Origin of the sequence: Vibrio cyclitrophicus, assembly GCA_023206055.1 — a bacterium.
Classification (GTDB): domain Bacteria; phylum Pseudomonadota; class Gammaproteobacteria; order Enterobacterales; family Vibrionaceae; genus Vibrio; species Vibrio cyclitrophicus_A.
Map to the genome: position 1 here is coordinate 318,410 of CP065366.1, position 26,248 is coordinate 344,657.

Here is a 26,248-nt window from a genome sequence, read left to right on the forward strand (position 1 = left end):
AATTGAACGAGGTCAGTCCTATGTCAGCTAAGAAGCCAATGGCTCTAGTGATCCTTGACGGTTACGGTTACCGTGAAGACAACCAAGACAACGCTATCGCGAACGCTAATACACCCGTATTAGACGGTCTTATTGCTAACCAACCTAACACGCTAATCTCGGCTTCTGGCTTAGATGTAGGCCTACCAGATGGTCAAATGGGTAACTCTGAAGTGGGTCACACCAACATCGGTGCGGGTCGCGTGGTATACCAAGATTTAACGCGTATTACTAAATCAATCGCAGACGGTGAATTCGGTCAAACTGAAACACTCGTGAATGCTATCGATAAAGCAGTAAAAGCGGAGAAAGCGGTTCACATCATGGGCCTTATGTCTCCAGGTGGCGTTCACTCTCACGAAGATCACATCTACGCAGCCGTTGAAATGGCAGCAGAACGTGGCGCAGAGAAAATCTACCTACACGCATTCCTAGACGGCCGTGATACGCCGCCACGTAGCGCAGAAAACACACTAGCACGCTTCCAAGAGTTGTTCGCTAAGCTAGGTAAAGGCCGTGTTGCTTCTCTTATTGGTCGTTACTACGCAATGGACCGTGATAACAACTGGGATCGCGTTCAAGAGTCTTACGACCTGCTTACTCAAGCGAAAGGTGAATTCACATTCGATACGGCGGTTGCTGGCCTAGAAGCGGCTTACGCTCGTGACGAAAACGATGAGTTCGTTAAAGCGACGGAAATCAAAGCGGAAGGCGAAGAGTCTGCGGCTATCGTTGATGGCGATGCGGTTATCTTCATGAACTACCGTGCTGACCGTGCGCGTGAAATCACTCGTGCATTCGTACCCAACTTCGACGGTTTTGAGCGTAGCGTATTCCCAGCAATCGACTTTGTGATGCTGACTCAATACGCAGCAGACATTCCACTGCTTTGTGCATTCCCACCGGCTTCTCTAGAGAACACTTACGGTGAATGGCTATCGAAAGAAGGCAAAACGCAGCTACGTATCTCTGAAACAGAGAAATACGCGCACGTGACGTTCTTCTTCAACGGCGGTAAAGAAGACGAGTTTGAAGGCGAAGAGCGTCAGCTTGTTGCTTCTCCAAAAGTAGCGACTTACGACCTACAGCCAGAAATGAGCGCACCAGAGCTAACTGAAAAGTTGGTTGCAGCAATCAGAGGCGGCAAATACGACGCTATCGTTTGTAACTTCCCTAACTGTGACATGGTTGGCCACACTGGCGTTTACGATGCAGCGGTTAAAGCGGTAGAGTCGCTAGACGAATGTCTTGGCAAAGTGGTTGAAGCAATCAAAGAAGCCGATGGCCAACTGCTTATCACTGCAGACCACGGTAACGCGGAAATGATGGTAAACCCAGAAACGGGCGGCATCCACACAGCGCACACTAACCTACCAGTGCCACTTATCTACGTTGGCAACAAAGACGTTGAGTTCAAAGAAGGCGGTAAGCTGTCTGACCTTGCACCAACGATGCTTTCTTTGTCTGGTATTGCAATCCCGGCTGAAATGTCAGGTGATGTGATCGTTAAATAGCTTTTAACTTTCATCGAATACAAAAACGGCTGCACGCGAGTGTAGCCGTTTTTTTGTATCTGGAATTTGAGTATAGATACGGGATGCGGGTAAACGAGATACGAAGAGCTTAAGAGCGGATACGGGATGCGAGTAGTCGGGATTCGAAGAGCTTTAAAGGTCGATCCGGGTAAGCGAGTAGCGAAAAGCGATAAAGCCAAAAGCAGAAAGAGAATTCCTTCTTTGCTTTTCGTATCTCGCAACTCGTTTACTCGTATCTATGTCATATGCTTTTCGCATCTCGTCACTCGCTACTCTCATCTTGCTTTCAAAACCGAACGCTCAAAATCCAACAACCACTCTTTGCGGTTCATGCCGCCGGTGTAGCCGGTTAATGTACCATTCGCACCAATCACTCGATGGCAGGGTACGACAATGCTAAACGGGTTTTTACCATTCGCACCACCCACTGCTCTTACGGCTTTTGGTTTGTCCATTCTTTTCGCTTGTTCGCCGTAACTGATGGTTTCGCCATAAGGAATGGTTGTTAATGCGGCCCATGCTTTACGTTGAAAGTCAGTACTTTTTATTGCCCTCAATGGTAAATCGAATTCTGTTCGTTGACCTGCGAAGTACTCATCTAACTGTTTCGTCGCCAGTTGGCAAAGCTCATCTGGATTGTTAGTCATTAGCTCTTCGTGATTTATATGGTCAATTTCAATAAGCGACACACCATTGCTCACAATGATCATCTTGCCAATCGGTGCGTCATAAAGCATTTTGTAAGTGGTTTCTTCCATGTCACCTTCCTTCTTTTAGTCTCTTTTCCGCTTTTAAGCTCTTCGTATCTCGACACTCAAATCTCTCATCTGCTTTTTTAGGCTCTTCGAATCTCGATACTCGAATCCCGTATCTGCTCTAAAAATCTCTTCGCATCCCGCTTACCCGCATCTCGAATCTTTCTCTACTCGAAGCGCAAAGCAATACCCGGATATACCGCCCATGATGTTCCCCAAGGCTAAGCCAATAAACAGTCCTTCGACACCATTTATTTGGCTGCCGATCCAAGCGAATGGCAGTGTGAATACAAACAGACGCATGAAGCTCCATTGAAAGGCTTTAAGTGGTTGATGCATCGCGTTCATGCCGCTGATCAACATCATCACAATACCTTGGAACCCATAGCTAAAGGGGACGACTAACAGGTAATGCCACAAAATGCCTCGTACAGATTCTTCTTGAGAGAACAGGGCGGCCAAAGGAATGCTCAGTGGTACCATCATTAAGAAGACCAACCCTTGGAATAATATGGCAAAACGCATGCTTAGAAACAGTGCCTTAAAGCTGCGTTGAGGGTTGTTTGCGCCAAAGTTCTGAGCCATGAAAGGTGTAAGAGCCGAAGTAAGAGACATCAGCACAATGATAAGAATGGATTCAATACGCTGGGCAGCACCATAAGCCGCAACCGCTTCAGTCCCTTGTTTGGCCAACATTATCATGATGATAGCGCCAGCAAGTGGGTTCAGAGCGTTAGACAGAGCGGCTGGTGTGCCGATGGTTAAGATCTGTTTCCAGTCATCGATGATGTTTTTTAGTTTGGGCGGAGCAAGCAGCTTTTCTCGCATGGTTAACACATACAGTGAGCCACACAACGCACCAAACCAACTGAATCCGCTAGCAATGGCTGCGCCTTGAATCCCTAGTTCAGGAAAAGGCCCGTAACCGAAGATCAGCAGCGGGTCGAGAATACCGTTAATCAGGCCAGCCAACATCATGATCTTAGCGGGTGTTTTGGTATCGCCACTCGCACGTATTGCGCTGTTGCCTGCCATAGGAATAACAAGCAGTGGAATGGCTAAATACCAGACTGACATGTATTCGGATATCAGTGGCAGTAACTCAGGCTCGGCGCCCAATAAGGTAAACATGGGCTCTAGCGTTAGTAGGCCCAGCGTAGACGCAAAACCGACAAGCAGCACAGCAAGCAATAAACCGTGGCAGGTAAAACGAGCTGCATTTTGCGCGCAACCTTGGCCAAGTAATCTTCCTATACATGTCGACAAGCCAATGCCTATGCCCATAGTAATGCAATTGATGGCGAAGGTGACGGGGAAGGTAAAGCTGACCGCTGCAAGAGCTTGTGTGCCGAGCAATGAAATAAAGAAAGTATCGACAAGGTTAAACATCAAGATCGCCACCATACCGAATATGGTCGGTATGGTCATGGTACGCAATGTACTCTCAATAGGGGCGGTTAAGAGCCCGTGCTTATCTTGCATGTAACACGCCGATAGAAACCAAAACCGTAGGATAAACAGATGTGGGCGGGAAGGGAATAGCTTAAAGAGCAGATACGAGATGCGAGTAAACGAGTATCGAAGAGCTCAAGGGCGGATTTTGAGGCATGAGTATCAAACTTTAAAGCATACGGGCATTACACACTGCTCAGGGCATCCTTATTTGGCTTCGTCATTCCCTACAGCGAGGAACGAGCGAGATAGGGAATCTCTTTAGCTTCAACGTTGGTGTTTGGAGATTCCAGATACTTCGTCCCTCTGTTCTGGAATGACGGAATAGAAAGTATAAAAGATTCGAGATGCTAGGGCGGAAAGGGAAGAAACGAGCTTTATAAGCAGATGCGGGTAAACGAGTATCGAAGAGCTAAAAGCGGAGAAAAGAAAAGCAGCCTTCTTTTGCTTAACCCCCTGACATTTACACAGGATTATTCGCAGGGGCGTTTTTGCTTTTCGTATCTCGCATCCCGTTTACTCGCATCTGCTCTTACTTGCTCTTACTTGCTCTTATCTGCTCTTTCGATCACAATTTTTATCTTTTCCCCCTTGGGATCTTCCGCATCGCCCCAACATACTCTTTAACCCCATGCCAATCGTGGCAACTATCAAATTAAATGGAAATTATCAGGAGATCCGACCGATGAATATCCGTCCTCTACACGACCGAGTTATCGTTGAGCGCCAAGAAGTTGAATCTAAATCTGCTGGTGGCATCGTTCTAACTGGTTCTGCCGCTGAAAAATCAACGCGCGGTATTATTCTAGCTGTTGGCAAAGGCCGCATTCTAGAAAACGGTTCAGTACAACCATTGGACGTTAAAGTTGGCGATACTGTTATCTTTTCTGAAGGCTACGGCACTAAAACTGAAAAGATCGACGGCAAAGAAGTTCTGATCATGTCTGAAAACGACATCATGGCGATCGTTGAGTAATCCGACCCATCAAACTGAACTGACTGAATAAAGAATTTTAAAGGAAATTAAGATGGCTGCTAAAGACGTTAAATTTGGTAACGACGCACGTATTAAAATGCTAGAAGGTGTAAACGTTCTGGCTGACGCAGTAAAAGTAACACTAGGTCCTAAAGGCCGTAACGTTGTTCTAGACAAATCATTTGGCGCACCAACGATCACTAAAGATGGTGTTTCTGTTGCACGTGAAATCGAACTTGAAGACAAGTTCCAAAACATGGGCGCACAAATGGTTAAAGAAGTGGCTTCGCAAGCGAATGACGCGGCGGGCGACGGAACAACGACAGCAACAGTATTGGCTCAGTCTATTATCGCTGAAGGCTTAAAAGCGGTTGCTGCTGGCATGAACCCAATGGATCTTAAGCGCGGTATCGACAAAGCGGTTATCGCGGCTGTTGAAGAGCTGAAGAACCTTTCTGTTCCTTGTTCAGACACGAAAGCTATCGCTCAAGTAGGTACTATCTCTGCGAACTCAGATTCGACAGTAGGTAACATCATTGCTGAAGCGATGGAAAAAGTAGGTCGTGATGGCGTTATCACGGTTGAAGAAGGTCAGGCTCTGCAAGACGAGCTAGACGTCGTTGAAGGTATGCAGTTCGACCGCGGTTACCTGTCTCCTTACTTCATCAACAACCAAGAAGCAGGTTCTGTTGATCTAGAAAGCCCATTCATTCTTCTTATCGACAAGAAAGTTTCGAACATCCGTGAACTTCTTCCGACTCTAGAAGCAGTTGCTAAGGCATCTCGTCCACTTCTTATCATCGCTGAAGATGTAGAAGGCGAAGCACTAGCAACTCTAGTTGTGAACAACATGCGTGGCATCGTTAAAGTGGCTGCTGTTAAAGCGCCAGGTTTCGGCGACCGTCGTAAATCTATGCTGCAAGACATCGCAATCCTAACGGGCGGCACGGTTATCTCTGAAGAGATCGGCCTAGACCTTGAGAAAGTAACGTTAGAAGACCTAGGTCAAGCTAAGCGTATTACTATCACTAAAGAAAACTCAACCATCATTGATGGTGCGGGTAATGAAGAGATGATCAAAGGTCGCGTCTCTCAAATTCGTCAACAAATCGAAGATGCAACGTCTGACTACGACAAAGAGAAGCTTCAAGAGCGCGTAGCTAAACTAGCTGGCGGTGTTGCAGTAATCAAAGTTGGCGCAGCAACTGAAGTTGAGATGAAAGAGAAGAAAGATCGCGTTGAAGATGCACTTCACGCAACTCGCGCTGCTGTTGAAGAGGGTGTGGTTGCTGGTGGTGGTGTTGCACTTATCCGCGCTGCATCTAAAGTTGCTGGCCTTGAAGGCGACAACGAAGAGCAAAACGTAGGTATCCGTGTTGCACTACGTGCAATGGAAGCGCCTATCCGTCAAATCACGAAGAACGCAGGTGATGAAGAATCTGTTGTTGCTAACAACGTTCGTGCTGGCGAAGGTAACTACGGTTACAACGCGGCAACGGGCGAATACGGCGACATGATTGCTATGGGTATCCTAGATCCAACTAAGGTAACTCGCTCTGCACTTCAGTTCGCAGCATCAGTTGCTGGTCTTATGATCACAACAGAAGCGATGATCACTGACAAGCCTCAAGACTCTGGCCCTGCAATGCCTGATATGGGTGGCATGGGTGGTATGGGTGGCATGGGCGGCATGATGTAATCATCCCCCTTTCTCGTAACAGAGAAAGCCATACATAAGCTTTAGAACGGAGACCTCGGTCTCCGTTTTTTTTGCTCGTTATAATTGGATTCGTCGTTAAACTGAGATTCCAGATACTTCGTTCCTCAGTTCTGGAATGACGGTTGTTATTACTGGAGTTATTTTGCGTTTCGTCATTCCCTACAGCGAGGCACGAGCGTGATAGGGAATCTTTACAACCTTCAAATAGAAACATAGGCCTAGATCGCTACTCTTACCTCTCACCGTATCCCTTTCTTTATATTGCTCTTTATGACTTAGCGGCTTATATTCAACAGTACAGTTATGACATTGATTTAACATGGATAGCTGTTTAATAACGGACAATAAATGCTTGATTGAAAATGGATTAATCAAGTCAACAATAAGTCAGTGGAGACTCCCCAATGAAAAAACTACTTTCAGTACTTGCTGTGTCTGCAGCGGTAATGGCGCCAGCAGCATTCGCTTCTTCGCCAGTTATGTTTTCAACGATTAACGGCTTTAATGCTCCGGATTCAGATGCGGTTGGCGGTGTACGTGTGGCGTTGCTTCATGGCCAAGTGAATGACCTTAAAGGTGTCGACCTTGCTATTATTGGTATGTCAGAGACGCAAACTACGACGGGTGTGAACCTGGGTATTTTTGGTGCGCATAAAGTAAACCAAGAAATGACCGGTGCTTCTTTGGGTATATTCAACTGGAACCCAGGAAAAACCACAGGTTTGAACTTGGGTGCCGTTAACATCACTAACGATGTGAAAGGCGCGAACGTGAGTTTTGTAAACTACTCGGAAGGCGACACTTTGGTTGATGTTGGTGCTGCAAACCTTTCAGAAGTATCTACGGTTCAGGTGGGTATCTTCAACAAAACTAAAAAAATCGAGGGCGTACAAGTTGGTCTGATCAACTGTGCTGACAACGGCTTCTTCCCGTGTTTCCCGATTGTGAACTTCGCTAAATAAGTTTATTGATGAATGCTTGGTTTGCTATTTATTGGCGAATCGAGCGTATTGTTAAACCGATTTTATTGTTAAATCGAGTTTATTTATACGCCTAAGCTCCATTATTTATACGCCTAAGCTCCTTTGTTTAGGCGTTATTGCTTCAATCCCCCTCTACTCTAAACTTTTTAAATTAACCAATAAGCACTTGGTTTGATACTTCCTATTGCAGTATTTTTACTTATAAGTACAATGTTCGATAAATTCCCAACGATGATTTATATGCTTTGATTAATCCCCATACCGTCGATTTTAAAAAGGCTTTCTTAAGCCTTACCGCCAGTTTTTTAGTCGTTTTGGGCTTATTGCTCGTTGATTCAGCGGAAGAATCAGATAAACAGTATGGAATCGAAAAACAAGGCGTGACACGCTCTTTAGCGGAGCTCACACAGATCATAAATGCACTTGAGTACAACATCACGGCGCTTTATCCACTGCATGGGGATACCTACGTATTCTCGCATGAGAAAAAGCTTGAAGGTGAGACGTGCCACTTCACCAGCGAGAAGCAAAATGCCCCTCGTTTTGATTTTATGTTCTCTGGCCCTCGCGAGATGTGCAACCCGAAATCGGACCTTTATACCGAAGCGGGTAAGCGCTTGTTCATCGCGCCGACCATGGCTTATTTTGCCAACACCATTGATACCATCTCTGCGATTTACTTCATTTCAAAAGAGAAGTTTATTATCTCTTCGCCTTCTGATTTTGCCAGTTACATTAAGGGTGACACCTTTGATTCTGTGGTGAATAGCAGGCCTTATTGGGTGAACACGATTCGCTTTGGCTTAGCTCAAGGGCAGGACCAAGTGGTGTATACCGGCCAGTATGATGACTACCTGACAGGTCAGAAAGTGGTGACCTTAACCAAGGGAATCTACGTAAATGGTGAATTTAAAGGGGTATTGGGTGTCGATGGGTATGTCTCCAACCTAGTATCGAACCCGACTCATGGTTATAAAATCACCAGCACGCGAGGTGCAAATAAATACGGGTTTATGGATTTCACCTATTCCAAGCCTCTGTATGTGGATGACATTAATACGCAGCTATATCTGACTATCGAAGAAGATAAGAGTGAACATTTTCTACATATATTGGAGATGGAGAGGATTCAGCTTTCGATATTGTTGGTTTTGTATCTGCTCTCGGTTTTATGGCTATGGCGCTTTTACACAAGGCAAGAGCACCAGCGTTTAAATGACTTAGCAATGCACGACCCACTCACTGGCTTGTTAAATCGACGCGGTTTTGAAGCTCGATTATTGGCACAGGATGAACAGCCGATTGTTGGTGTTGGCGTGTTCGATATCGATGATTTCAAAGTCGTTAATGATCAGCATGGCCATAAAGTGGGGGACGAGGTGATTTGCCATGTCGCTCAGTTGATGCTGAACAGCGTTAGACAGCAAGATATCGTGGCGCGATTTGGTGGTGAAGAGTTTGTTGTGGCGATTACGGGTGAATCATCTGAACTGCTTTCATCGATCTTTGAGCGAATTCAAAATGACATTAACCTACAGAGTTATCGATGCCCAACAGGTGACAAGGTGAATATCTCAGTGTCAGGTGGTGCGACGCTCTACTCTCTGTATAAGTTCGACAGTGTCGGGCACTTGTGGGAAAACCAGAGCATTCGTTCGTCTGATGAGCAACTCTATAAGGCAAAGGCTGCGGGTAAGAACCAGGTGTGTATTCACGTGCATTAAGCGCTTTCGTAAAAACTCAAAGCCTAGTCGTTTGGCTAGGCTTCTTTTTATCTCGAAGAATTTGCCTCTAAGATTTAAGTGTCTCTAAGGTAACGTATTTAAAACTAGAGACTATTTCTTCACGCGACCTTTACGCATCCATTTCTGATGCACACCACGGCGTAGGCTTTGGAAGCTGTTTTCCACTTTGTCGACACCAAGCAGAATGACTAGAGCCATTAGCGTGATAATTACCGATTGGGAAAGGTGACCAAGTGCGATCATCATACCTAATGCCGCGAGCACCCAGATGATCGCGGCTGAAGTGACACCATGAATCTTGCCATCCAGAGTCATCATTACTCCAGCCCCAAGAAATCCCACACCCGTTATTATCTGACCGAGCACACGAGCTTGATCGAGCGTGTTAGGGGAAAGGCTAATCGCCATCGTAAGGAAGAAATAAGTACCGCTGATGATCAGAATCGATGTCCTGATCCCTACCGGTTTACCGCGTGTTTGTCGTTCGATGCCGATTAACGACCCACACAGCATGCATACTGCAAGACCTGCCCAGCTAAAGGGGGCAAGGTTGAGAGCTTGTTCTATAAATTGTGTCATATCACCCCTCCTAAAAATTTAGAATAGAGCCGAGTATGCTAATAATAGACCGGACGATCGAACAAAAACTTTTTGTCTTAACGATTGATAAAGGTGACTTAAAGTCTAGCAGCCGTCTGTTGTTAAGGTGAAGCTAGGGAAGTTTTTCTTTTGTCGCTTCTCGCTTCTCGATGCTCAAGACGATAAGAAGCGACCATTGCTCGAGATAGAGTTATTCAATATGCAGATCGAGCGGTGTCTTACTGCTGCGACCGCCGATCTCACGAGTTAACTTAGGTACGAGGTAGCCAGAAACCTCAGAGATTAAACCCTTGAAGTGGTGCTTCGCTTCTTCATCTGAAATATAGAAGTGAGCGGCGCCCTGAACCTTATCAAGAACATGCATATAGTAAGGTAAAACACCGGCATCGAATAGCTTTTCACTTAATTCTTTCAATGAGTTAGCGCTGTCATTTACGCCTTTTAGCATCACGCCCTGATTAAGTAGAGTCGCACCACTGAGTTTCAACTTATGGAAAGCTTGTTTGAGCTCCACGTTGATTTCATTGGCGTGATTGATATGGCTGACCATGACCACATTGAGGCGAGTTTGAGCTAACAATTGGCATAGTTCATCAGTCACTCGAGCAGGGATCACAACCGGTAATCGGCTATGAATTCGAACGGTTTTTACATGTGGGATCTGTTCGATGGCATGGATAAGCCACTCGAGTTCGCTGTCTTTTGCCATTAGAGGGTCGCCACCCGACAAGATTACTTCGTTGATCTCTGAGTGAGCAGCTACATAATCGAGGCTGGTTTGCCACACCGACTTAGAGCCCTTGTTGTCTTGATAAGGGAAATGACGACGGAAGCAGTAGCGGCAGTTAATCGCGCAGCCACCTTTTACGATCATTAGTGCGCGGCTTTTATATTTGTGCAGCAGTCCGGGGATTGCGTTGTCTTGCTCTTCCAGTGGATCCGCCGAATAACCTTGGTGTACTTCGAACTCTTCGGTTAAAGGTAATACCTGACGCAGTAATGGGTCGTGAGGGTTGCCTTTTTCCATTCGCTCGACAAAACTTAGGGGCACCCGAAGGGCAAATAACTCACGAGCAGCAAACCCTGCTTGCCACGGTGTTGGGTCTATTTCCAATGCTTCAAGCAGTTTTGTCGGGTCAGAGATCGCATTCGATAGTTGTTTGAGCCAGTTTTGCTCAACAGATTCGACTTTTCGGGTTATGATATGCGGCATTGAAATTAACTCAAAGATGTGGAAGAGAAAATCATGGCGTCAGTAAGCACCAATGAATTCAAAGGCGGTTTAAAATTCATGTTAGATAACGAGCCTTGCGCAATTATCGACAATGAATACGTTAAGCCAGGTAAAGGCCAAGCGTTTAACCGTGTAAAACTTCGTAAACTGCTGTCAGGCAAAGTGTTAGAGAAAACATTCAAATCAGGCGAAAGCTTTGAGCTTGCAGATGTTGTTGACGTTGAACTAGGTTACCTATACAACGATGGCGAATTCTACCACTTCATGAACAACGAAACATTTGAGCAAATCGCAGCAGACGTAAAAGCAGTCGCTGACTCAGCAAAATGGTTAGTTGAAAATGACGTTTGTACTCTAACGTTGTGGAATGATAACCCTATCACTGTTACTCCGCCAAACTTTGTTGAGATCGAAGTAACTGAAACCGATCCTGGCCTTAAAGGCGATACACAGGGTACGGGTGGTAAACCTGCAACTCTAGCAACAGGCGCGGTCGTTCGTGTACCTCTATTCATCGCTATCGGTGAAGTTGTTAAAGTTGATACTCGTACTGGCGAATACGTTGGTCGTGTGAAGTAATTTGATTGTATCCATCTTGTTTAAGGTGGCTCAGTGAAATAGAAAAGGTCGCTTATCGCGGCCTTTTTTGTATCTGGCGATCAGGAGAAGCGGTAGGGGCAGATGCGAGTAAGCGAGATGCGAGATACGAAGAGCTTGAAGGGCAGATGCGCGTAAGCGAGATGCGAGATACGAAGAGCTTGAAGGGCAGATGCGCGTAAGCGGGATGCGGGATACGAAGAGCTTGAAGGGCAGATACGAGTAAACGAGATACGAAGAGCGGGAAGATCAAGAGCGAGTGAGTTAGATGTGTGCTATTCGACAAGCAACAAAAAAGCAGAACAAGATAACCCTGCTCTGCTTTTAAGCTCTTCGAATCTCGATTACCCGATACTCGAATCTGCTTTTAGCTCTTCGATACTCGTTTACCCGAATCCCGAATCTGCTCTTAACTGTTAAATCATAAAGATGAAGATAACAGACAACGCGCTGATTAGGCCTGCAACGAAGTAGCAACCTACTTTACCAGCAACACCGACGTGGAACTTAAGGTCGTGCATGCCGTGGTGAAGACGGTGCATTGCGTGCCACATTGGTAGAGCTAGCGTACCGATGATGAATAGCGCACCGATAATGCTGGTGGCGAATTCAGACACACGCTCGTAGCTCATTGCATCCGCATCGATAATGCCCATTGGCACTAAGATACCTAACACTAGAATCGTGATAGGTGTGATCATCGCGAACCAAGTACCGCCAGCGCCAAATAGGCCCCACCAGATTGGCTCATCAGAGCGTTTAGGATCGTGGTTAACAGGTTTCACTTTGTAATTTGTGTTCATAACGAAAGCTCCTTACACCACAACAAGAACGATTAAAGAAATAAAAGCCACCGCTGCCCACTGAGTCAGTACGATGATTCTCTTATCTACCAGCTTGCCTTTAAGGCGGATTGGCATTACTTGAGGCATCATGCTGAAGAAGGTCTGAGCGTGCAGTAAGCTGCCTAGCAGTGCCACGATGTTGATACCAACAACGATAGGGTTAGCCATAAAGCTCAACCAACCAGCCCACGCTTCAGGGCCTTTCACTAGCGCACCCAAACCGAAGGTTAGGAACAGAGTGAATAGAATCAAAGGCAGTACTGTCGCTTCACGTAGCATGTAGAAGCGGTAGAACGGATGGTTGCTCCACCACGTTCTCTTCATCTCACGAACATAAGGCTTACGATTGCTCATATTATGCCTCCTCTGCTGTTTTTACTTGCGATCCATCAGGCTTGAACATCGAGATAACGAAGTCCATTGAAGACTCAACTTTGCCTTGGTTTACTGCCGCTGCTGGGTCTACTTTCTTCGGACATACGTCAGAACAGTAACCTACAAACGTACAGCCCCAAGCGCCATTGTCGCCATTGATAAGCTTCATGCGTTCAGCTTTACCATTGTCACGGCTATCTAGGTTGTAGCGGTGAGCAAGAGCAAGTGCCGCAGGGCCGATGAACTCAGGGTTTAGACCAAACTGAGGACACGCTGCGTAACACAAACCACAGTTGATGCAGCCAGCGAACTGTTTGTACTTCGCCATTTGCTCTGGAGTTTGGATGTTGGTGCCGTCTTCTGGCTTACGGTCGTTACCAATGATGTAAGGCTTGATTGCTTCAAGGCGCTCGATGAACGGCGTCATGTCGACAATCAAATCTTTCTCGATTGGGAAGTTAGCCAAAGGCTCAATCTTGAAGCCATTCGGGTAGTCACGTAAGAAGCTCTTACATGCCAGTTTTGGCACACCATCAACCATGATGCCGCAAGAACCACAAATCGCCATACGACAAGACCAACGGTAAGACAGGTCTTTATCTAGGTTATCTTTGATGTAACCAATCGCATCAAGTACCGACATGGTTTCATCAAATGGAACTTCAAAGGTTTGAAAGTGAGGTTCTGCATCGTGCTCTGGGTCATAACGCAGGATTTCAATTTTTTGGATTCGATTCGCTGACATTATGCTTGCTCCTCTTCGCTCTTCTTCGCATTCTCTTCTGCCGCTTTTTCAGCAGCAGCGGCTTTCTCGGCTGCTTCACCGTATAGACGAGCTTTAGGTTGAGATTTAGTAATCTTAACGCCGCTGTAGTCGATAGTTGGTGCTGCATCTTCGTTGTAGAAAGATAGAGAGTGTTTCAGGAAGTTCACATCATCACGTTCTGTGCAGTTGTCGTCTAGACGTTGGTGTGCACCGCGAGATTCTTTACGAAGAATCGCTGAGTGAACCATCGCTTCGGCAACTTCAAGGCCGTAACCCACTTCGATAGCGTAAAGTAGGTCAGTGTTGAACACTTTGCCTTTGTCTTTAATGCTGATCTTCTTGTAGCGAGCTTTCAGTTCAGTGATTTTGTCGATGGTTTCTTGCATCAAGTCTTCTTGACGGTAGATACCACAACCCGCTTCCATGGTGTGACCCATTTCAGTACGGATGTCAGCCCAGTTCTCATCGCCTTCTTGAGCCAAGATACCTGCGATGCGATCTTCAACTGCTTTAACTTGCTTAGCAATAGACTCTTCGTTCCAGCCTTTGAATTCAGCTGCACGTTTCACGGCTTGTTCACCCGCTACGCGACCAAATACTACGAATTCAGCCAGAGAGTTAGAACCTAGGCGGTTTGCGCCGTGTAGGCCAACTGAAGCACACTCACCAACAGCGAATAGGCCTTTGATGCGTGTTTCACACGTACCGTTAGTTTCAATACCACCCATGGTGTAGTGAACGGTAGGGCGAATTGGGATTGGCTCTTTTGCTGGGTCGACGTTTACGTACGCTTTTGCTAGCTCACAGATAAACGGTAGACGTTCTTGCAGGTACTCTTCACCAAGGTGGCGAAGGTCAAGGTGTACGACATCACCAAGCGGGTGCTTGATGGTGTTGCCTTTCTGCTGCTCGTGCCAGAATGCTTGAGAAACTTTGTCACGAGGACCCAGTTCCATGTATTTGTTTTTCGGCTCGCCCACTGGAGTTTCAGGGCCCATACCGTAATCTTGGAGGTAACGGTAGCCGTTCTTGTTGACGATGATACCACCTTCACCACGACAACCTTCGGTCATCAAGATGCCAGTGCCCGGTAGGCCTGTTGGGTGGTATTGAACGAACTCCATATCACGCAGTGGTACACCGTGACGATAAGCCATTGCCATACCGTCGCCAGTTACGATGCCGCCGTTGGTATTACAGTGGTAAACACGACCTGCGCCACCCGTTGCTAGAACAACAGATTTTGCTTTGATGGTAACAAGCTCACCTTCAGACATGTGAATCGCGATTAGGCCTTGTACTTCGCCATCTTCAACGAGCAAATCCACCACAAAGTACTCATCAAATCGTTTGATTGTGTCGTACTTCATCGAAGTCTGGAACAGAGTATGAAGCATGTGGAAGCCGGTTTTATCCGCTGCGAACCACGTTCTCTCTACCTTCATACCGCCGAATCGGCGTACGTTTACTTCACCGTTTTCTTTACGACTCCATGGGCAGCCCCATTGTTCCATTTGGATCATTTCGCGAGTCGAGTTTTCAACAAAGTATTCAACAACATCCTGTTCACATAGCCAGTCGCCACCGCCAACAGTATCGTTGAAGTGGTTATCTAGGCTATCTTCGTCTTTAATTACTGCTGCTGAACCGCCTTCTGCTGCTACCGTGTGCGAACGCATTGGGTAAACTTTAGAAATCAGTGCTACTTCCAATTCAGGATTAGCTTCAGCCGCAGCGATAGCTGTACGAAGACCAGCGCCGCCTGCGCCGATGACTGCGATATCTGTGGTAATTGTCTTCACAGTTATTCTCCAGTGTGATGCGGAGTATTCCGCTTGTTATTATAAAAAGCTTATTGGTGGCACTTACTAATTGGCAGTACTTACTTATTGAGAGCACTTACTAACTAATAGTACTTAAACGGCATCAACCGCTTATCACCCCTAAGCCTTAAGTGGTAGGTTCAGTGTACGAGAGGAAGGTATTTTAAAAGTTGATGTATTTGGGTTTTTAGGTCGGTAATGCATATGGGGGCATAGAAATTATAGGTTATGTGACTGCAATCACGGCAATGAATTGTTGATAACGATTCCCCCACAAGAGGCGTGTTAACGGCTTGTTGAGTATGATTTTTGTTATCAATGTGGATAGCGGCTAAATATTAGTAAATGTATTGTAGTACGTAATTTTATGGCTTCATCAAAACAACATGCTGGTTTGATAAGGCAAAGATAGAAGCTTACAAAAGAGACGAAAAGTGGTAATTTTCGTCGCCTAGAATTCAGTGATATGGAACTTAATAATGCACTCCACATGGCAACCTGCCGCAACCATTAAGCAGTTAAAGCAACGTGCTGATATCCTTACTCAAATCCGTCATTTTTTTGCAAAGCGAGACGTGATGGAAGTGGATACGCCGGCAATGAGTCACGCCACGGTGACGGACGTGCATTTACATACCTTCAAAACTGAATTCGTAGGGCCGGGTTATGCGCACGGTCAGCCCTTGTTCTTTATGACGAGCCCAGAGTTTCATATGAAACGACTGTTAGCGGCGGGCAGTGGTTGTATCTACCAAATTTGTAAGTCTTTCCGTAACGAAGAAAATGGTCGTTATCATAACCCTGAGTTCACCATGTTGGAGTGGTATCGCGTGGGGTTTGATCACCACGATTTGATGGACGAAATGGACCTCCTATTGCAGCAAATTCTCAAGTCTGACAAAGCGGAGCGAATAACTTACCAGCAAGCCTTTATTGATGTGTTGGGTGTTTGTCCGCTGGAAGACTCGATGGATACGCTGAAGCAAGCGGCTGCACCACTTGGGTTAAGTGATATTGCGGATCCTGAAGAAGATCGCGATACGCTATTACAGCTTCTTTTCAGTATTGGGGTAGAGGCTAAAATAGGCCAAGATGTTCCGGCCTTTGTTTATGATTTCCCAGCATCACAAGCGGCGTTAGCTAAGATCAATCCTGATGATTCAAGAGTAGCGGACCGCTTTGAGGTGTATTTCAAAGGCATTGAGTTAGCTAACGGCTTCCACGAGTTAGATAAACCGCAAGAACAACTTAAGCGCTTTGAAGATGACAATGCAAAACGTATCGAGATGGGCTTATCACCTCAACCGATTGATCATCATTTGATTGAGGCATTAAAAGCGGGCTTACCAGACTGTGCAGGTGTTGCTTTAGGTATTGATCGTTTGATCATGTTGGCTTTGGGCTACGACCATATCGATGACGTGACGGCTTTTCCTTTCCCTCGTTCTTAGCTTTTTGTTTTTGTTGTTATTGAGAGTTAATGGTCATTAGCTATTAACGGTTAACTATTAACTCTCCGCTTCTAATCAGCTTTACTCGCTGACCAGAATACCGGTGCTCTATCTGACCAAAATACCTGTACCCACTAGCTGACCAGAATACCAGTGCCAACCACAGCAACAATAGCACCGATCCAAGCGTAGGCATTTGGTCTCTGTTTGGTGTACAACCAGAGTATTGGTAACAACATGATTGGCGTGGTCGAAGATAACAGTGCGACCATACCGACATTCCCTTCCTGCAGTGCATACAAGATCAGCGTCATTCCCACTGCCATCGCTAAAAAGCCATTAACAGCAGTAATTGCGAATATCTGTTTATTCATTGGATTGATCGCGCGCGAAAGCTTGGCGCCCGTTAAACGAAACAGAGAGTGAGCGACAAAGGCGGTGATCATTCGAATGGCAGAGGCTGCTATTGGGTCGATGTTGGTTTGCATTACAGGCTTGGCAATAATACCGCCCAATGCTTGGCAAATCGCGGCGGTGATCCCTAGAGCAACTCCAATCCACACTGTGCCTTTGATGGTTTCGAGCTGGTTTTTTGCTTGTCCTCGACGACCAAAGAAGATTGCGGTCAATACACCACTAAACACCAACGCTGAGCCGATAAGCTCAACCGAAGTCATGCTTTCGCTAAATAGGAAGTAGCCGAGAATCGCCGAGAACACCGCGTGACAAGAGAACAGCAAACCCGCTTGGCGTGGCCCCATGCGATTTAAGCACGCGAATAGGGCGGTATCACCAATGAATATACCAATCAGGCCAGACAGCATCATGGGTGTGACGAGGTCGGTTTCGACCGTTGACCACCCACCGGTGAACCAAGCCATGCTTGATAAGATGATCGCGGTACAACCCATTCGCCAGCGGCTATAGGCGAAAGAACCTAAGTGTTGAGCAGGCTTTACTGACATTAGACTCGCAATCGCCCATAGAAAAGCGGCTGCTAAAGCTAACCATTCGAATCCCATCTGAATAACATCCTTGTGTCTGGGATAAATTAGCTCATCAATATGCATCAAACCGAACTGAGAACAAAGCGATTCTTAATAAAAGCACCGCCTTGCTCCTCAGTTACCTTCTTGCTCCTCAATAACTGGTTTGTTCCAGCTATCCGTTTCACTTGTCTGACTAACAAGGCTTTATACCTTAAAGCGCTCCACGTCTCGGCGCATTGACTCAGCCGCGCTACTCATTTCATTTGAGCTATTGCGACTGCTTTCCGCTTGTTGTGCAAGATCATCAGAGGCATCTTTGATCCCTTGTGTATTGCGACTGATGTCTTCGCTGACTGCACGTTGTTCTTCGGCTGCACTCGCTATCTGCAATGCCATGTCGTTGATTTCGGTGATCGCTTGGGTGATTTTAGATAGGCTGCCATGAGCTTGCTCTGCAAAGCCAACACTGTTCTCTGCCAGTTGAGTGCTGGTGGTCATGCTTTCGACGGCATGTTCAGTATTCTTCTGCAGGGTATCAATCATCACGCGGATCTCTTCGGTCGAGCCATGCGTTCTTTGGCTTAACACGCGCACTTCATCGGCGACAACCGCAAAGCCACGACCTTGTTCACCGGCACGAGCGGCTTCAATCGCTGCATTCAATGCCAACAGGTTGGTCTGTTCGGCAATGCCTTGAATGGTAGATAGGATTTGATTGATGCTTTGCGCGTTGTTTTCCAGTTCTCGGATAACATTGGCAGCGTCTTCAACTTGAGTCGCCAGGCCAGTAATCGCATCGCGGTTTTGTTGGATAACTTCTTGGCCTTCGTTACAAGCGGAGGCTGACGCTTGAGAAGCGGATGCAGTGAGTTCGGCATGGCTAGCCACTTCGGCTGCTGTAGCCGACATCTCATGAATCGCGGTCGCAATTTGGTTGATATCGTTTTGTTGATTCTCAACTCGAATGGATGATTGGGTCGCCAGTTGATTGGCTTTTTCGGCATGATTGTTGAGATCGTGGCTGTGCTCGATAACACCCTTCAACATGCTTTGCATTTGGCTTAAGAACTGGTTCACGAGCTCGGCAAGTTTACCGATTTCATCCATACGCGCGATATCAATGCGTTGGGTGAGGTCGCCTCTACCTTGAGCCAGCTGAGTCAGCGCTTCTGATAAGGTTTGTAATGGAGAAAGTAGGCGGTTGATCACCATTGTGCTCGCAATTGAAATGACGATGTACAAAATCAAAGAAGTTAGGGATATGAATTGAATCGCGTCAGATACTGCAGAAAACGCCAGTTCTTTATCGATGACAATACCCAGAGACCAGTCGGTGTTCGGCACGTTGGCAATGTAAACCAACTTATCGCCCTGACCTGGCCAAGTTAATGTGGTGATGGTGTGATTTTGAATCAACTGTGACACTCGGTTTTCGGTTAACTCTGGATTTAAGCTTGTGAGTGGCTTTTGACTTAGTGCTTCATCACTATAAGCAACGATGTTGTTGTTACCATCCACTAAAAACGCGAAGCCATCGTTATCAAGTTTTACATTGAGAACCGTATCAATAATGCTGGTGACGGTTAAGTCTGCCGCGAGGACCCCCTGTCTTTCACCGTTGAATGCTTTCGCAAAGCTGATGACGATGCTGCCATCGAAGTCTTGATAAGGTTCGGTAATGATGAGTTCGGATGTTGCGTTGGCATCTTTATACCAAGGGCGGGTGCGTGGGTCATAGCCTGCTGGCCAATCTTCACCTTTGTCGCCATAAGCGATAGTGCCGTCGCTAAATCCTGCATAAACAGACAAGAATTGCCCGGCTTGTTTGGTGATCAGTAACTCTCGGTCAGAGTTGCTATTACTTGAAATAGTCGATTCATTGGCAAGCATCATATCGCTGCGAGTCGAGAGCCAATCGGCAATAAAATTCGTGGTGCCAACACTGACATTTTTCATTTCTTGGTTGATCGCGACTTCAGTCTCTTGAGTCAGTTGATTAACCGATATCCAGGCTTGAGTGCCACTCACGACGGCGATAATGACCGCAATGGCGATCTGAATTTTAAACTTAATAGTATGTCTCAAGGTCCATTCCTCTCTGATTAGACAAAACCTAACTACGGTGACGTACTTAATAATGAAGTGATGTGTTTCCAATGGGGGTATAGTGCCGCTGTCTTAGACTGAATGACTGTGTTTAAAATCATAAATTCTAAATATATTTACTCTGCTTTTTGTAAAACAGTGAAGTAAAATCACAGTTACCTGTTGATTTAAATGTCAGTTAATTACTTGGGATGGAGTGGTATAGATCGAAAAAAGCGCCAAATTTACATTCAGCGCTTTAGTTAGGATTAAAGGTGAGCGTTAACGCTTACTAGGTGATGATAAACAGTGCGAGGTAAACCATCAGCAAGCCGACAATCCCTAAGATGATGCCCATCTTCGCCATGTCTTTGCTTTCGATAAGCCCCGTTGAGTAAGCCAGCGAGTTTGGTGGTGTTGATACTGGCAAAATCATACCAAGTGACGCAGAGAAGGCGACCACAACCAGCAAGCCTTGTAGGCCACCAATCGCGACCAAGCTTTCCATGGATGCGCCAATTGCAGCGGCGATCGGCATCAACAAGTTGGCCGTTGCGGTGTTTGACATGAAGTTCGCCATTAACCAACACACGATAGATAGCGTCAGTACCACAGCAGCAGGTGAGAGCGATTCATAGTCAATGGCGTGTGCCAATGCCGCAGCTAAGCCTGTTTTATCAAGGCCAATACCAATCGCAATACCACCTGCGACCAGCCATAACACATCCCAGTTAATCAGCTTGAGCTCTTCTTTGCCCATGATGCCGGTCAGAGTGAACACCGCCAGTGGAATGATCGAGACCACATAGGTGTTCATGCCATGCAGTTTGGTGGTCATCCATAACAGAATAGTGGCAGCGAAGGTGATGTAAACCACTATCGCTCGCCAACTTTTTCTAAATTGTCCATCAAGCTTGAGGACCATGTTTCTTTCTTTAGAAGGGAAGAGTTTTTGCAGAAGAAACCAAGCGATGGTCAGTTGGATGATCACAAAGGGTAAGCCCATCATCATCCAGCTAAGGAAGTCGATACTGTTCTCGCCAGTTAGGTATTGCAGTGCGATGGCATTGGGCGGTGTGCCGATTGGTGTCGCGATACCACCGGTGTTAGCTGCAATTGGAATACACAACACGAGCGCTTTAATCCCCATGTCGCCTTTAGGCGCAGACGCTACGATAGGGCCTAGCAATGCGAGCATCATTACCGTTGTTGCGGTATTTGACATGAACATTGAGAACACGGCGGTGATCAGCATTAAGCCGAGCATAATGAAGCGCGGTTCTGTACCAAATGGTTTGAGCAATACTCGCGCTAAGTTGTTGTCGAGTTCGTACTTAGATGCCGATATCGCGAGAGCGAAACCACCCATGAAGAGGATGATGATTGGAGACGAAAATGCACCGAATATGTCGGTATATTTGATTAACTCACCGAGATCGTGTCCCGCTGGTGGATTTCTAAATAAGTGCAGGCCTTTGTCGGAGATCATCACCAGTTCAAGCGCAATAATCAGAATTGAAGTGGCGAATACCGGAACGGGTTCTAGCACCCAAAGCAATGCTGCTAAGAGGAATATGGCGAGCAAACGGTGTTGAATTAGCGTGAGATCATCGATTGGTATTGAATCTATCGGCATGAATAACACGCCCAAGGGAATCGCAAAACAAATCAACAGCTTGACCAGAACGCCAACATTGAGTTTAGGCATGTACAAAGACCCTATGAATAAAATATCTTCAAATAGAGTAAGTTATCTGGATTTTTGGTACTTGGATACGGGTTGTAAAATCGGAAAGTTGTTTAAGGTTTCGACAGTTGTTTTGTTTTTGGTCAATCTTTTTATGGGGTGTTCTGAGTTTATTACGAACAGCACGGGCAGCTAAGAGAAAGGCGCGTTATTTACTCGAAATAACGCGCCTTTAATATGTCTATGAGTGAACTTGCATCGACAAGTAATATCGACAGGTTAACTCAGGAAGTTATGCTTGGTCTGTATTCTCAACAGTTTCAGCAGTCTCTTCATTTACTTCAGCGTTTTTGCCTGCAATATGCGCGAAAGGGGTGCCTAGAACGGTTTTCTCACCATTCTGCATCGTTTCGTCAAACTTGATCGCATCTTTAGCGAACAGGTTAATAACGGTTGAGCCAAGCTTAAAGCGGCCCATCTCTTCGCCTTTCTTCAAGACGATAGCTTTATCACCTTGTGCAGGGTAGTCCCATTTGTAAACTGAGTTACCGCGAGGTGGTGTGATAGTGCCAGCCCATACTTGCTCGATGCTGCCAACGATCGTTGCGCCAACCAGCACTTGTGCCATTGGGCCAAACTCTGTATCGAAGATACAAACCACACGTTCGTTACGTGCGAATAGGTTTGGAACGTTCTCTGCCGTTAGCGGGTTTACAGAGAAAAGGTCACCCGGAACGTAGATCATCTGACGCAGTGTGCCGTCGCATGGCATGTGAACACGGTGGTAATCACTTGGCGATAAGTAAAGCGTTGCGAATTCGCCGTCTTTGAACTCATCCGCCAGGCTTGAATCACCGCCTAATAGTTCGCGAGCTGAGTAGTTATGGTTTTTAGCTTGAATCAGTTGGCCGTCAGTAATTGGGCCAAATTGACTTACGCGAGCATCGGCAGGGTGAACGATAACAGACTCGCCTTCAGTGATAGGGCGCATGCCTTCTTTCAATTCACGTACGAAGAATTCATTGAATGTCTTAAAGTGTTTTGGATCGCTATGCAGAGCTTCATCCATGTTCACTTTGTATTGCTTGATGAACCAGTTGATGATCGCTGTCGTTAAGCCGCCCGCTTTAGCAGACGCAAGTTTGCCGACTAGACGAGTCAGTCCATGTTGTGGAATCCAGTACTGCAATCCAACTTTAATCTTATCCATTGTATTAATTTTCCAATGCTATTTGTTGTTCAATTAAATCTGTCGATGACGCTTTAGGGCGCGAGATGTTACTTAAATTCACGCCAATTGTCAGTAAATGCACACATTTGTTCACAAAAACGCGATTAGAGATCGGCTTTCTTGCTTCGCGAGTACTGACGGTTATCTTTGTTGTCAGCCATGGTTTCAATAATGCGATGGTAGCTAGCAAAACGTAAACGGCTGATTCTACCGTCTTCTACGGCTTCACGTAGAAGGCATCCTGGGTCGTCATTGTGTTTACAATCACGGAACTTACAACCACCTAGGAATGGCTTGAATTCAATGAAAGCGTCAGTGATTTCGTCTGGTTCTAAATGCCATAAGCCGAATTCACGCACCCCTGGGGAATCGATAAGATCACCACCAGAAGGGAAGTGATACAAACGTGCTGCCGTTGTCGTGTGTTGACCCAGTCCTGAGTTTTCAGAAACGGCGCCTTCCTCGATATCTAGTGTTGGCATGAGTGCATTCACTAAGCTTGATTTACCCACGCCAGATTGGCCAACAAAAATGTTGATGCGATCTTTGAGTTCAGCTTCCAGCTCTTTGATGCCGTAACCCGACTCTTTACTCACGAACATCACCTTATAGCCGATTTTTTCGTACACTTTCAGTGTTTCGCGGTATTCAGCAACCTGCTCATCAGTCAGTAGATCGACCTTGTTCAGCACAACAAGCGGCGCAATGTTGACGGTTTCTGAAGCAATTAAGTAACGATCGATAATATTAAGTGATAGCTCGGGTAGCACGGCAGATACGATAACCATTTGGTCAACGTTCGCAGCAACCGGTTTTAGGCCATCGTAGTAATCAGGGCGAGTTAGCATTGAAGTTCTCGGTTCAACCGCTTCCACAACGCCAGAAATGCCGGCCATGGATTCTAAGCCTGCGCGCCAAGTCACTCGGTCACCAGAAACTAAAGTCTCAATACTGCGGCGTAAGTTACAACGGTGAACTTCGTTGGTTTCAAGATCTTCGATATCGGCATGTTGACCAAAGCGCGTAATCACGAGTCCGCTTTTGGTTCCACCAAGCATGTTCTCATCCCACTGGATAGAATCTTCTTTCTTGAGTCGCTTGTTCTGGTTGCTACGTACACGACGTACTTGACCTTTGGTTAACTTCTTTTTTTTAGCCACAATTTTTCACTTAACACATCTAACTTGATGATTGGGGACTCAAACAGGATGTTGCTGGTACCACGTGATTTCGATGGCCCTAGAGCTAGTTTGAGTATAGTTATTTGGGTATAGTACCTCTTTTATACATAAACAAATAGGCGACGCCTTATGTCCTTTAGCGATCAGAACCTTATTTGGGTTGATCTAGAGATGACAGGACTTGATCCTGAAACTCATAAAATCATTGAAATTGCTACTATCGTTACTGATAGTGAGCTTAACATCCTGGCTGAAGGACCTGTTTTGGCTATTCACCAACCTCAGAGTGAATTGGATAAGATGGATGAGTGGTGTACGACGACTCATACTGGCAGCGGTTTAGTGAAGCGAATTCAAGAGAGCACGGTTTCAGAGCAAGACGCCATCCAACAAACGATTGAGTTTCTTGAAAAATGGGTACCAAAAGGTAAGTCACCGATTTGTGGCAACAGCATTGGTCAAGATCGCCGTTTCTTATACAAACACATGCCAGAGTTAGAAGAGTACTTCCACTACCGCTATGTTGACGTAAGCACTCTGAAAGAGCTGACTCGCCGTTGGAAGCCAGAAGTGTTGGATGGTTTTTCTAAGTCGGGAAGTCACCTTGCGTTAGACGATATTCGAGAGTCGATCGCTGAGCTGCAGTACTACCGAAAAACGATTATTAACATCTAGTCGAATAAAATGATCACGTTTATCTAACTTTTCAGGGACATAAGAGCCGTTTTTTTTGCAAATCTGCGTGCTTTTACAGCAGTTGAGTAAAAACTTTCGTAATTTTGCATTAAGGACTTGCATCACAAAAAAATGCTCTTATAATTCGCAGCCCTGAACGGCGAAAGACGTTTCAGTTTGCGATACTAGCTCAGTTGGTAGAGCGCAACCTTGCCAAGGTTGAGGTCATCGGTTCGAACCCGATGTATCGCTCCAATTTGTAGGTTACGGCGAAAGCGGTAATCGAAAGGTGAAAGACCTTTTATAATGCGATACTAGCTCAGTTGGTAGAGCGCAACCTTGCCAAGGTTGAGGTCATCGGTTCGAACCCGATGTATCGCTCCAAATTAGCCTTTTAAAGGCAAGATTCATTGACTTAAACAATGCATCCGGACGCGGGATGGAGCAGTTTGGTAGCTCGTCGGGCTCATAACCCGAAGGTCGTCGGTTCAAATCCGGCTCCCGCAACCACATTACAGTTACACGTTGATTTGATGCTTCTTAGCAGAAAAGATGAACGGTTAGCTTATGCGATACTAGCTCAGTTGGTAGAGCGCAACCTTGCCAAGGTTGAGGTCATCGGTTCGAACCCGATGTATCGCTCCAAATTCTATTCTTAGAAGCTGTCTCTTTGAGAAAGTGCTCAGAATGAAAATGGTTTAGTTTCATTGTCTTAAACAATGCATCCGGACGCGGGATGGAGCAGTTTGGTAGCTCGTCGGGCTCATAACCCGAAGGTCGTCGGTTCAAATCCGGCTCCCGCAACCACTATACAGTTAAGCGCTATCTGTTGCCCAAGGCAGTAAGAGCAGCGATTAACTAATGCGATACTAGCTCAGTTGGTAGAGCGCAACCTTGCCAAGGTTGAGGTCATCGGTTCGAACCCGATGTATCGCTCCAATTTCTCTCTTAGGATTGATGTTGGGAATAGAGTCATTGTCTTAAACAATGCATCCGGACGCGGGATGGAGCAGTTTGGTAGCTCGTCGGGCTCATAACCCGAAGGTCGTCGGTTCAAATCCGGCTCCCGCAACCACATTACAGTTAGGCGCTATCTGTTGCCCAAGGCAATAAGAGCAGCGATTAACTAATGCGATACTAGCTCAGTTGGTAGAGCGCAACCTTGCCAAGGTTGAGGTCATCGGTTCGAACCCGATGTATCGCTCCAATTTCTTTCTTAGGATTGATGTTGGGAATAGAGTCATTGTCTTAAACAATGCATCCGGACGCGGGATGGAGCAGTTTGGTAGCTCGTCGGGCTCATAACCCGAAGGTCGTCGGTTCAAATCCGGCTCCCGCAACCACATTACAGTTAAGCGCTATCTGTTGCCCAAGGCAGTAAGAACAGCGATTAACTAATGCGATACTAGCTCAGTTGGTAGAGCGCAACCTTGCCAAGGTTGAGGTCATCGGTTCGAACCCGATGTATCGCTCCAATTTCTATTCTTAGAAGCTGTCTCTTTGA

General features: G+C 46.2%; 21 protein-coding genes and 10 tRNA genes. 18 read left to right on the top strand and 13 right to left on the bottom strand.

The window, feature by feature from the left end; all coding sequences use genetic code 11:
* Positions 1-20 precede the first annotated feature (20 nt).
* On the top strand, positions 21-1,553 hold the full coding sequence (gene gpmM / locus ITG09_01485) for a 2,3-bisphosphoglycerate-independent phosphoglycerate mutase (GenBank protein ID UPR52372.1): 1,533 nt from the start codon (positions 21-23) through the stop codon (positions 1,551-1,553).
* Between the two features lie 296 nt (positions 1,554-1,849).
* Here gpmM and ITG09_01490 read toward each other — a convergent pair whose 3' ends face one another.
* The gene (locus ITG09_01490) at positions 1,850-2,332 is read right to left on the bottom strand and encodes a methylated-DNA--[protein]-cysteine S-methyltransferase (protein ID UPR52373.1); all 483 of its coding nucleotides are present in this window, start codon (positions 2,330-2,332) and stop codon (positions 1,850-1,852) included.
* 141 nt (positions 2,333-2,473) lie between these two features.
* Complete coding sequence (locus ITG09_01495; protein ID UPR52374.1) at positions 2,474-3,811, bottom strand: MATE family efflux transporter; 1,338 nt, start codon at positions 3,809-3,811, stop codon at positions 2,474-2,476.
* 655 nt (positions 3,812-4,466) lie between these two features.
* Between ITG09_01495 and ITG09_01500 the strand changes: the two genes are divergently transcribed.
* The 4 genes from ITG09_01500 (at position 4,467) to ITG09_01515 (ending at position 9,184) form a co-directional block, all read left to right on the top strand.
* Positions 4,467-4,757 carry a co-chaperone GroES gene (locus ITG09_01500; protein UPR52375.1) on the top strand — a complete coding sequence of 97 codons (291 nt, stop codon included), beginning with the start codon at positions 4,467-4,469 and terminating at the stop codon, positions 4,755-4,757.
* Positions 4,758-4,809: 52 nt separating this feature from the next.
* Positions 4,810-6,456: a chaperonin GroEL gene (gene groL / locus ITG09_01505; protein UPR52376.1), complete on the top strand. Its 1,647-nt coding sequence runs from the start codon at positions 4,810-4,812 to the stop codon at positions 6,454-6,456.
* 425 nt (positions 6,457-6,881) lie between these two features.
* Positions 6,882-7,439, top strand: coding sequence for a phaC PHA synthase (locus ITG09_01510; protein ID UPR52377.1), 558 nt, complete (start codon positions 6,882-6,884; stop codon positions 7,437-7,439).
* A 266-nt stretch (positions 7,440-7,705) separates the two neighbouring features.
* Positions 7,706-9,184, top strand: a complete 1,479-nt coding sequence (locus ITG09_01515; protein UPR52378.1) for a diguanylate cyclase — start codon at positions 7,706-7,708, stop codon at positions 9,182-9,184.
* Positions 9,185-9,295: 111 nt separating this feature from the next.
* Here the strand turns inward: ITG09_01515 and ITG09_01520 are convergent, their stop codons facing one another.
* Both ITG09_01520 and epmB read right to left on the bottom strand, forming a co-directional pair.
* Positions 9,296-9,784, bottom strand: coding sequence for an MgtC/SapB family protein (locus tag ITG09_01520; GenBank protein ID UPR52379.1), 489 nt, complete (start codon positions 9,782-9,784; stop codon positions 9,296-9,298).
* Positions 9,785-9,995: 211 nt separating this feature from the next.
* A complete protein-coding gene (gene epmB / locus ITG09_01525) occupies positions 9,996-11,018 on the bottom strand; it encodes an EF-P beta-lysylation protein EpmB (protein ID UPR52380.1) in 1,023 nt (340 codons plus the stop codon).
* Between the two features lie 33 nt (positions 11,019-11,051).
* Between epmB and efp the strand changes: the two genes are divergently transcribed.
* Entirely contained in the window at positions 11,052-11,618 is a 567-nt protein-coding gene (gene efp / locus ITG09_01530; protein UPR52381.1) for an elongation factor P, read from the top strand.
* Positions 11,619-12,052: 434 nt separating this feature from the next.
* On the opposite strand, the gene frdD is transcribed toward efp, so the two are convergent.
* The 4 genes from frdD to frdA are packed head-to-tail and all read right to left on the bottom strand — an operon-like array spanning position 12,053 to position 15,424.
* The gene (frdD, locus tag ITG09_01535) at positions 12,053-12,439 is read right to left on the bottom strand and encodes a fumarate reductase subunit FrdD (GenBank protein ID UPR52382.1); all 387 of its coding nucleotides are present in this window, start codon (positions 12,437-12,439) and stop codon (positions 12,053-12,055) included.
* A gap of 12 nt (positions 12,440-12,451) precedes the next feature.
* A complete protein-coding gene (frdC, locus tag ITG09_01540) occupies positions 12,452-12,835 on the bottom strand; it encodes a fumarate reductase subunit FrdC (protein UPR52383.1) in 384 nt (127 codons plus the stop codon).
* A 1-nt stretch (position 12,836) separates the two neighbouring features.
* Positions 12,837-13,601 carry a succinate dehydrogenase/fumarate reductase iron-sulfur subunit gene (locus ITG09_01545; protein UPR52384.1) on the bottom strand — a complete coding sequence of 255 codons (765 nt, stop codon included), beginning with the start codon at positions 13,599-13,601 and terminating at the stop codon, positions 12,837-12,839.
* A complete protein-coding gene (gene frdA / locus ITG09_01550; GenBank protein UPR52385.1) occupies positions 13,601-15,424 on the bottom strand; it encodes a fumarate reductase (quinol) flavoprotein subunit in 1,824 nt (607 codons plus the stop codon). The genes ITG09_01545 and frdA overlap by 1 nt, the downstream gene beginning before the upstream one ends.
* Before the next feature lie 500 nt (positions 15,425-15,924).
* Between frdA and epmA the strand changes: the two genes are divergently transcribed.
* The gene (gene epmA, locus ITG09_01555) at positions 15,925-16,896 is read left to right on the top strand and encodes an elongation factor P--(R)-beta-lysine ligase (protein UPR52386.1); all 972 of its coding nucleotides are present in this window, start codon (positions 15,925-15,927) and stop codon (positions 16,894-16,896) included.
* 134 nt (positions 16,897-17,030) lie between these two features.
* Here the strand turns inward: epmA and ITG09_01560 are convergent, their stop codons facing one another.
* From ITG09_01560 to rsgA, 5 genes are all read right to left on the bottom strand, one after another.
* Positions 17,031-17,918, bottom strand: coding sequence for a DMT family transporter (locus tag ITG09_01560; protein ID UPR52387.1), 888 nt, complete (start codon positions 17,916-17,918; stop codon positions 17,031-17,033).
* A gap of 171 nt (positions 17,919-18,089) precedes the next feature.
* A complete protein-coding gene (locus ITG09_01565) occupies positions 18,090-19,970 on the bottom strand; it encodes a methyl-accepting chemotaxis protein (protein ID UPR52388.1) in 1,881 nt (626 codons plus the stop codon).
* A 292-nt stretch (positions 19,971-20,262) separates the two neighbouring features.
* A complete protein-coding gene (locus ITG09_01570) occupies positions 20,263-21,678 on the bottom strand; it encodes an SLC13/DASS family transporter (protein ID UPR52389.1) in 1,416 nt (471 codons plus the stop codon).
* A gap of 271 nt (positions 21,679-21,949) precedes the next feature.
* On the bottom strand, positions 21,950-22,867 hold the full coding sequence (gene psd, locus ITG09_01575) for a phosphatidylserine decarboxylase (GenBank protein UPR52390.1): 918 nt from the start codon (positions 22,865-22,867) through the stop codon (positions 21,950-21,952).
* A 125-nt stretch (positions 22,868-22,992) separates the two neighbouring features.
* Positions 22,993-24,048, bottom strand: a complete 1,056-nt coding sequence (rsgA, locus tag ITG09_01580) for a small ribosomal subunit biogenesis GTPase RsgA (protein ID UPR52391.1) — start codon at positions 24,046-24,048, stop codon at positions 22,993-22,995.
* 150 nt (positions 24,049-24,198) lie between these two features.
* Between rsgA and orn the strand changes: the two genes are divergently transcribed.
* The 11 genes from orn (at position 24,199) to ITG09_01635 (ending at position 26,219) form a co-directional block, all read left to right on the top strand.
* The gene (orn, locus tag ITG09_01585) at positions 24,199-24,744 is read left to right on the top strand and encodes an oligoribonuclease (protein ID UPR52392.1); all 546 of its coding nucleotides are present in this window, start codon (positions 24,199-24,201) and stop codon (positions 24,742-24,744) included.
* 179 nt (positions 24,745-24,923) lie between these two features.
* A tRNA-Gly gene (locus tag ITG09_01590) sits at positions 24,924-24,999 on the top strand.
* Between the two features lie 53 nt (positions 25,000-25,052).
* A tRNA-Gly gene (locus tag ITG09_01595) sits at positions 25,053-25,128 on the top strand.
* 49 nt (positions 25,129-25,177) lie between these two features.
* Positions 25,178-25,254 (top strand) — tRNA-Met (locus ITG09_01600).
* A gap of 59 nt (positions 25,255-25,313) precedes the next feature.
* A tRNA-Gly gene (locus ITG09_01605) sits at positions 25,314-25,389 on the top strand.
* 85 nt (positions 25,390-25,474) lie between these two features.
* Positions 25,475-25,551: transfer RNA gene (locus ITG09_01610), tRNA-Met, on the top strand.
* A gap of 56 nt (positions 25,552-25,607) precedes the next feature.
* A tRNA-Gly gene (locus ITG09_01615) sits at positions 25,608-25,683 on the top strand.
* 59 nt (positions 25,684-25,742) lie between these two features.
* A tRNA-Met gene (locus tag ITG09_01620) sits at positions 25,743-25,819 on the top strand.
* A 56-nt stretch (positions 25,820-25,875) separates the two neighbouring features.
* Positions 25,876-25,951, top strand: a tRNA-Gly gene (locus ITG09_01625).
* A gap of 59 nt (positions 25,952-26,010) precedes the next feature.
* Positions 26,011-26,087, top strand: a tRNA-Met gene (locus ITG09_01630).
* 56 nt (positions 26,088-26,143) lie between these two features.
* A tRNA-Gly gene (locus tag ITG09_01635) sits at positions 26,144-26,219 on the top strand.
* Positions 26,220-26,248 lie beyond the last annotated feature (29 nt).

Coding starts and splice junctions, on each gene's coding strand:
- gpmM (UPR52372.1), top strand. CDS start 21: ATGTCAGCTAAGAAGCCAATGGCTCTAGTGATCCTTGACGGTTACGGT.
- ITG09_01490 (UPR52373.1), bottom strand. CDS start 2,332: ATGGAAGAAACCACTTACAAAATGCTTTATGACGCACCGATTGGCAAG.
- ITG09_01495 (UPR52374.1), bottom strand. CDS start 3,811: ATGCAAGATAAGCACGGGCTCTTAACCGCCCCTATTGAGAGTACATTG.
- ITG09_01500 (UPR52375.1), top strand. CDS start 4,467: ATGAATATCCGTCCTCTACACGACCGAGTTATCGTTGAGCGCCAAGAA.
- groL (UPR52376.1), top strand. CDS start 4,810: ATGGCTGCTAAAGACGTTAAATTTGGTAACGACGCACGTATTAAAATG.
- ITG09_01510 (UPR52377.1), top strand. CDS start 6,882: ATGAAAAAACTACTTTCAGTACTTGCTGTGTCTGCAGCGGTAATGGCG.
- ITG09_01520 (UPR52379.1), bottom strand. CDS start 9,784: ATGACACAATTTATAGAACAAGCTCTCAACCTTGCCCCCTTTAGCTGG.
- epmB (UPR52380.1), bottom strand. CDS start 11,018: ATGCCGCATATCATAACCCGAAAAGTCGAATCTGTTGAGCAAAACTGG.
- efp (UPR52381.1), top strand. CDS start 11,052: ATGGCGTCAGTAAGCACCAATGAATTCAAAGGCGGTTTAAAATTCATG.
- frdD (UPR52382.1), bottom strand. CDS start 12,439: ATGAACACAAATTACAAAGTGAAACCTGTTAACCACGATCCTAAACGC.
- frdC (UPR52383.1), bottom strand. CDS start 12,835: ATGAGCAATCGTAAGCCTTATGTTCGTGAGATGAAGAGAACGTGGTGG.
- ITG09_01545 (UPR52384.1), bottom strand. CDS start 13,601: ATGTCAGCGAATCGAATCCAAAAAATTGAAATCCTGCGTTATGACCCA.
- epmA (UPR52386.1), top strand. CDS start 15,925: ATGCACTCCACATGGCAACCTGCCGCAACCATTAAGCAGTTAAAGCAA.
- ITG09_01560 (UPR52387.1), bottom strand. CDS start 17,918: ATGGGATTCGAATGGTTAGCTTTAGCAGCCGCTTTTCTATGGGCGATT.
- ITG09_01570 (UPR52389.1), bottom strand. CDS start 21,678: ATGCCTAAACTCAATGTTGGCGTTCTGGTCAAGCTGTTGATTTGTTTT.
- psd (UPR52390.1), bottom strand. CDS start 22,867: ATGGATAAGATTAAAGTTGGATTGCAGTACTGGATTCCACAACATGGA.
- orn (UPR52392.1), top strand. CDS start 24,199: ATGTCCTTTAGCGATCAGAACCTTATTTGGGTTGATCTAGAGATGACA.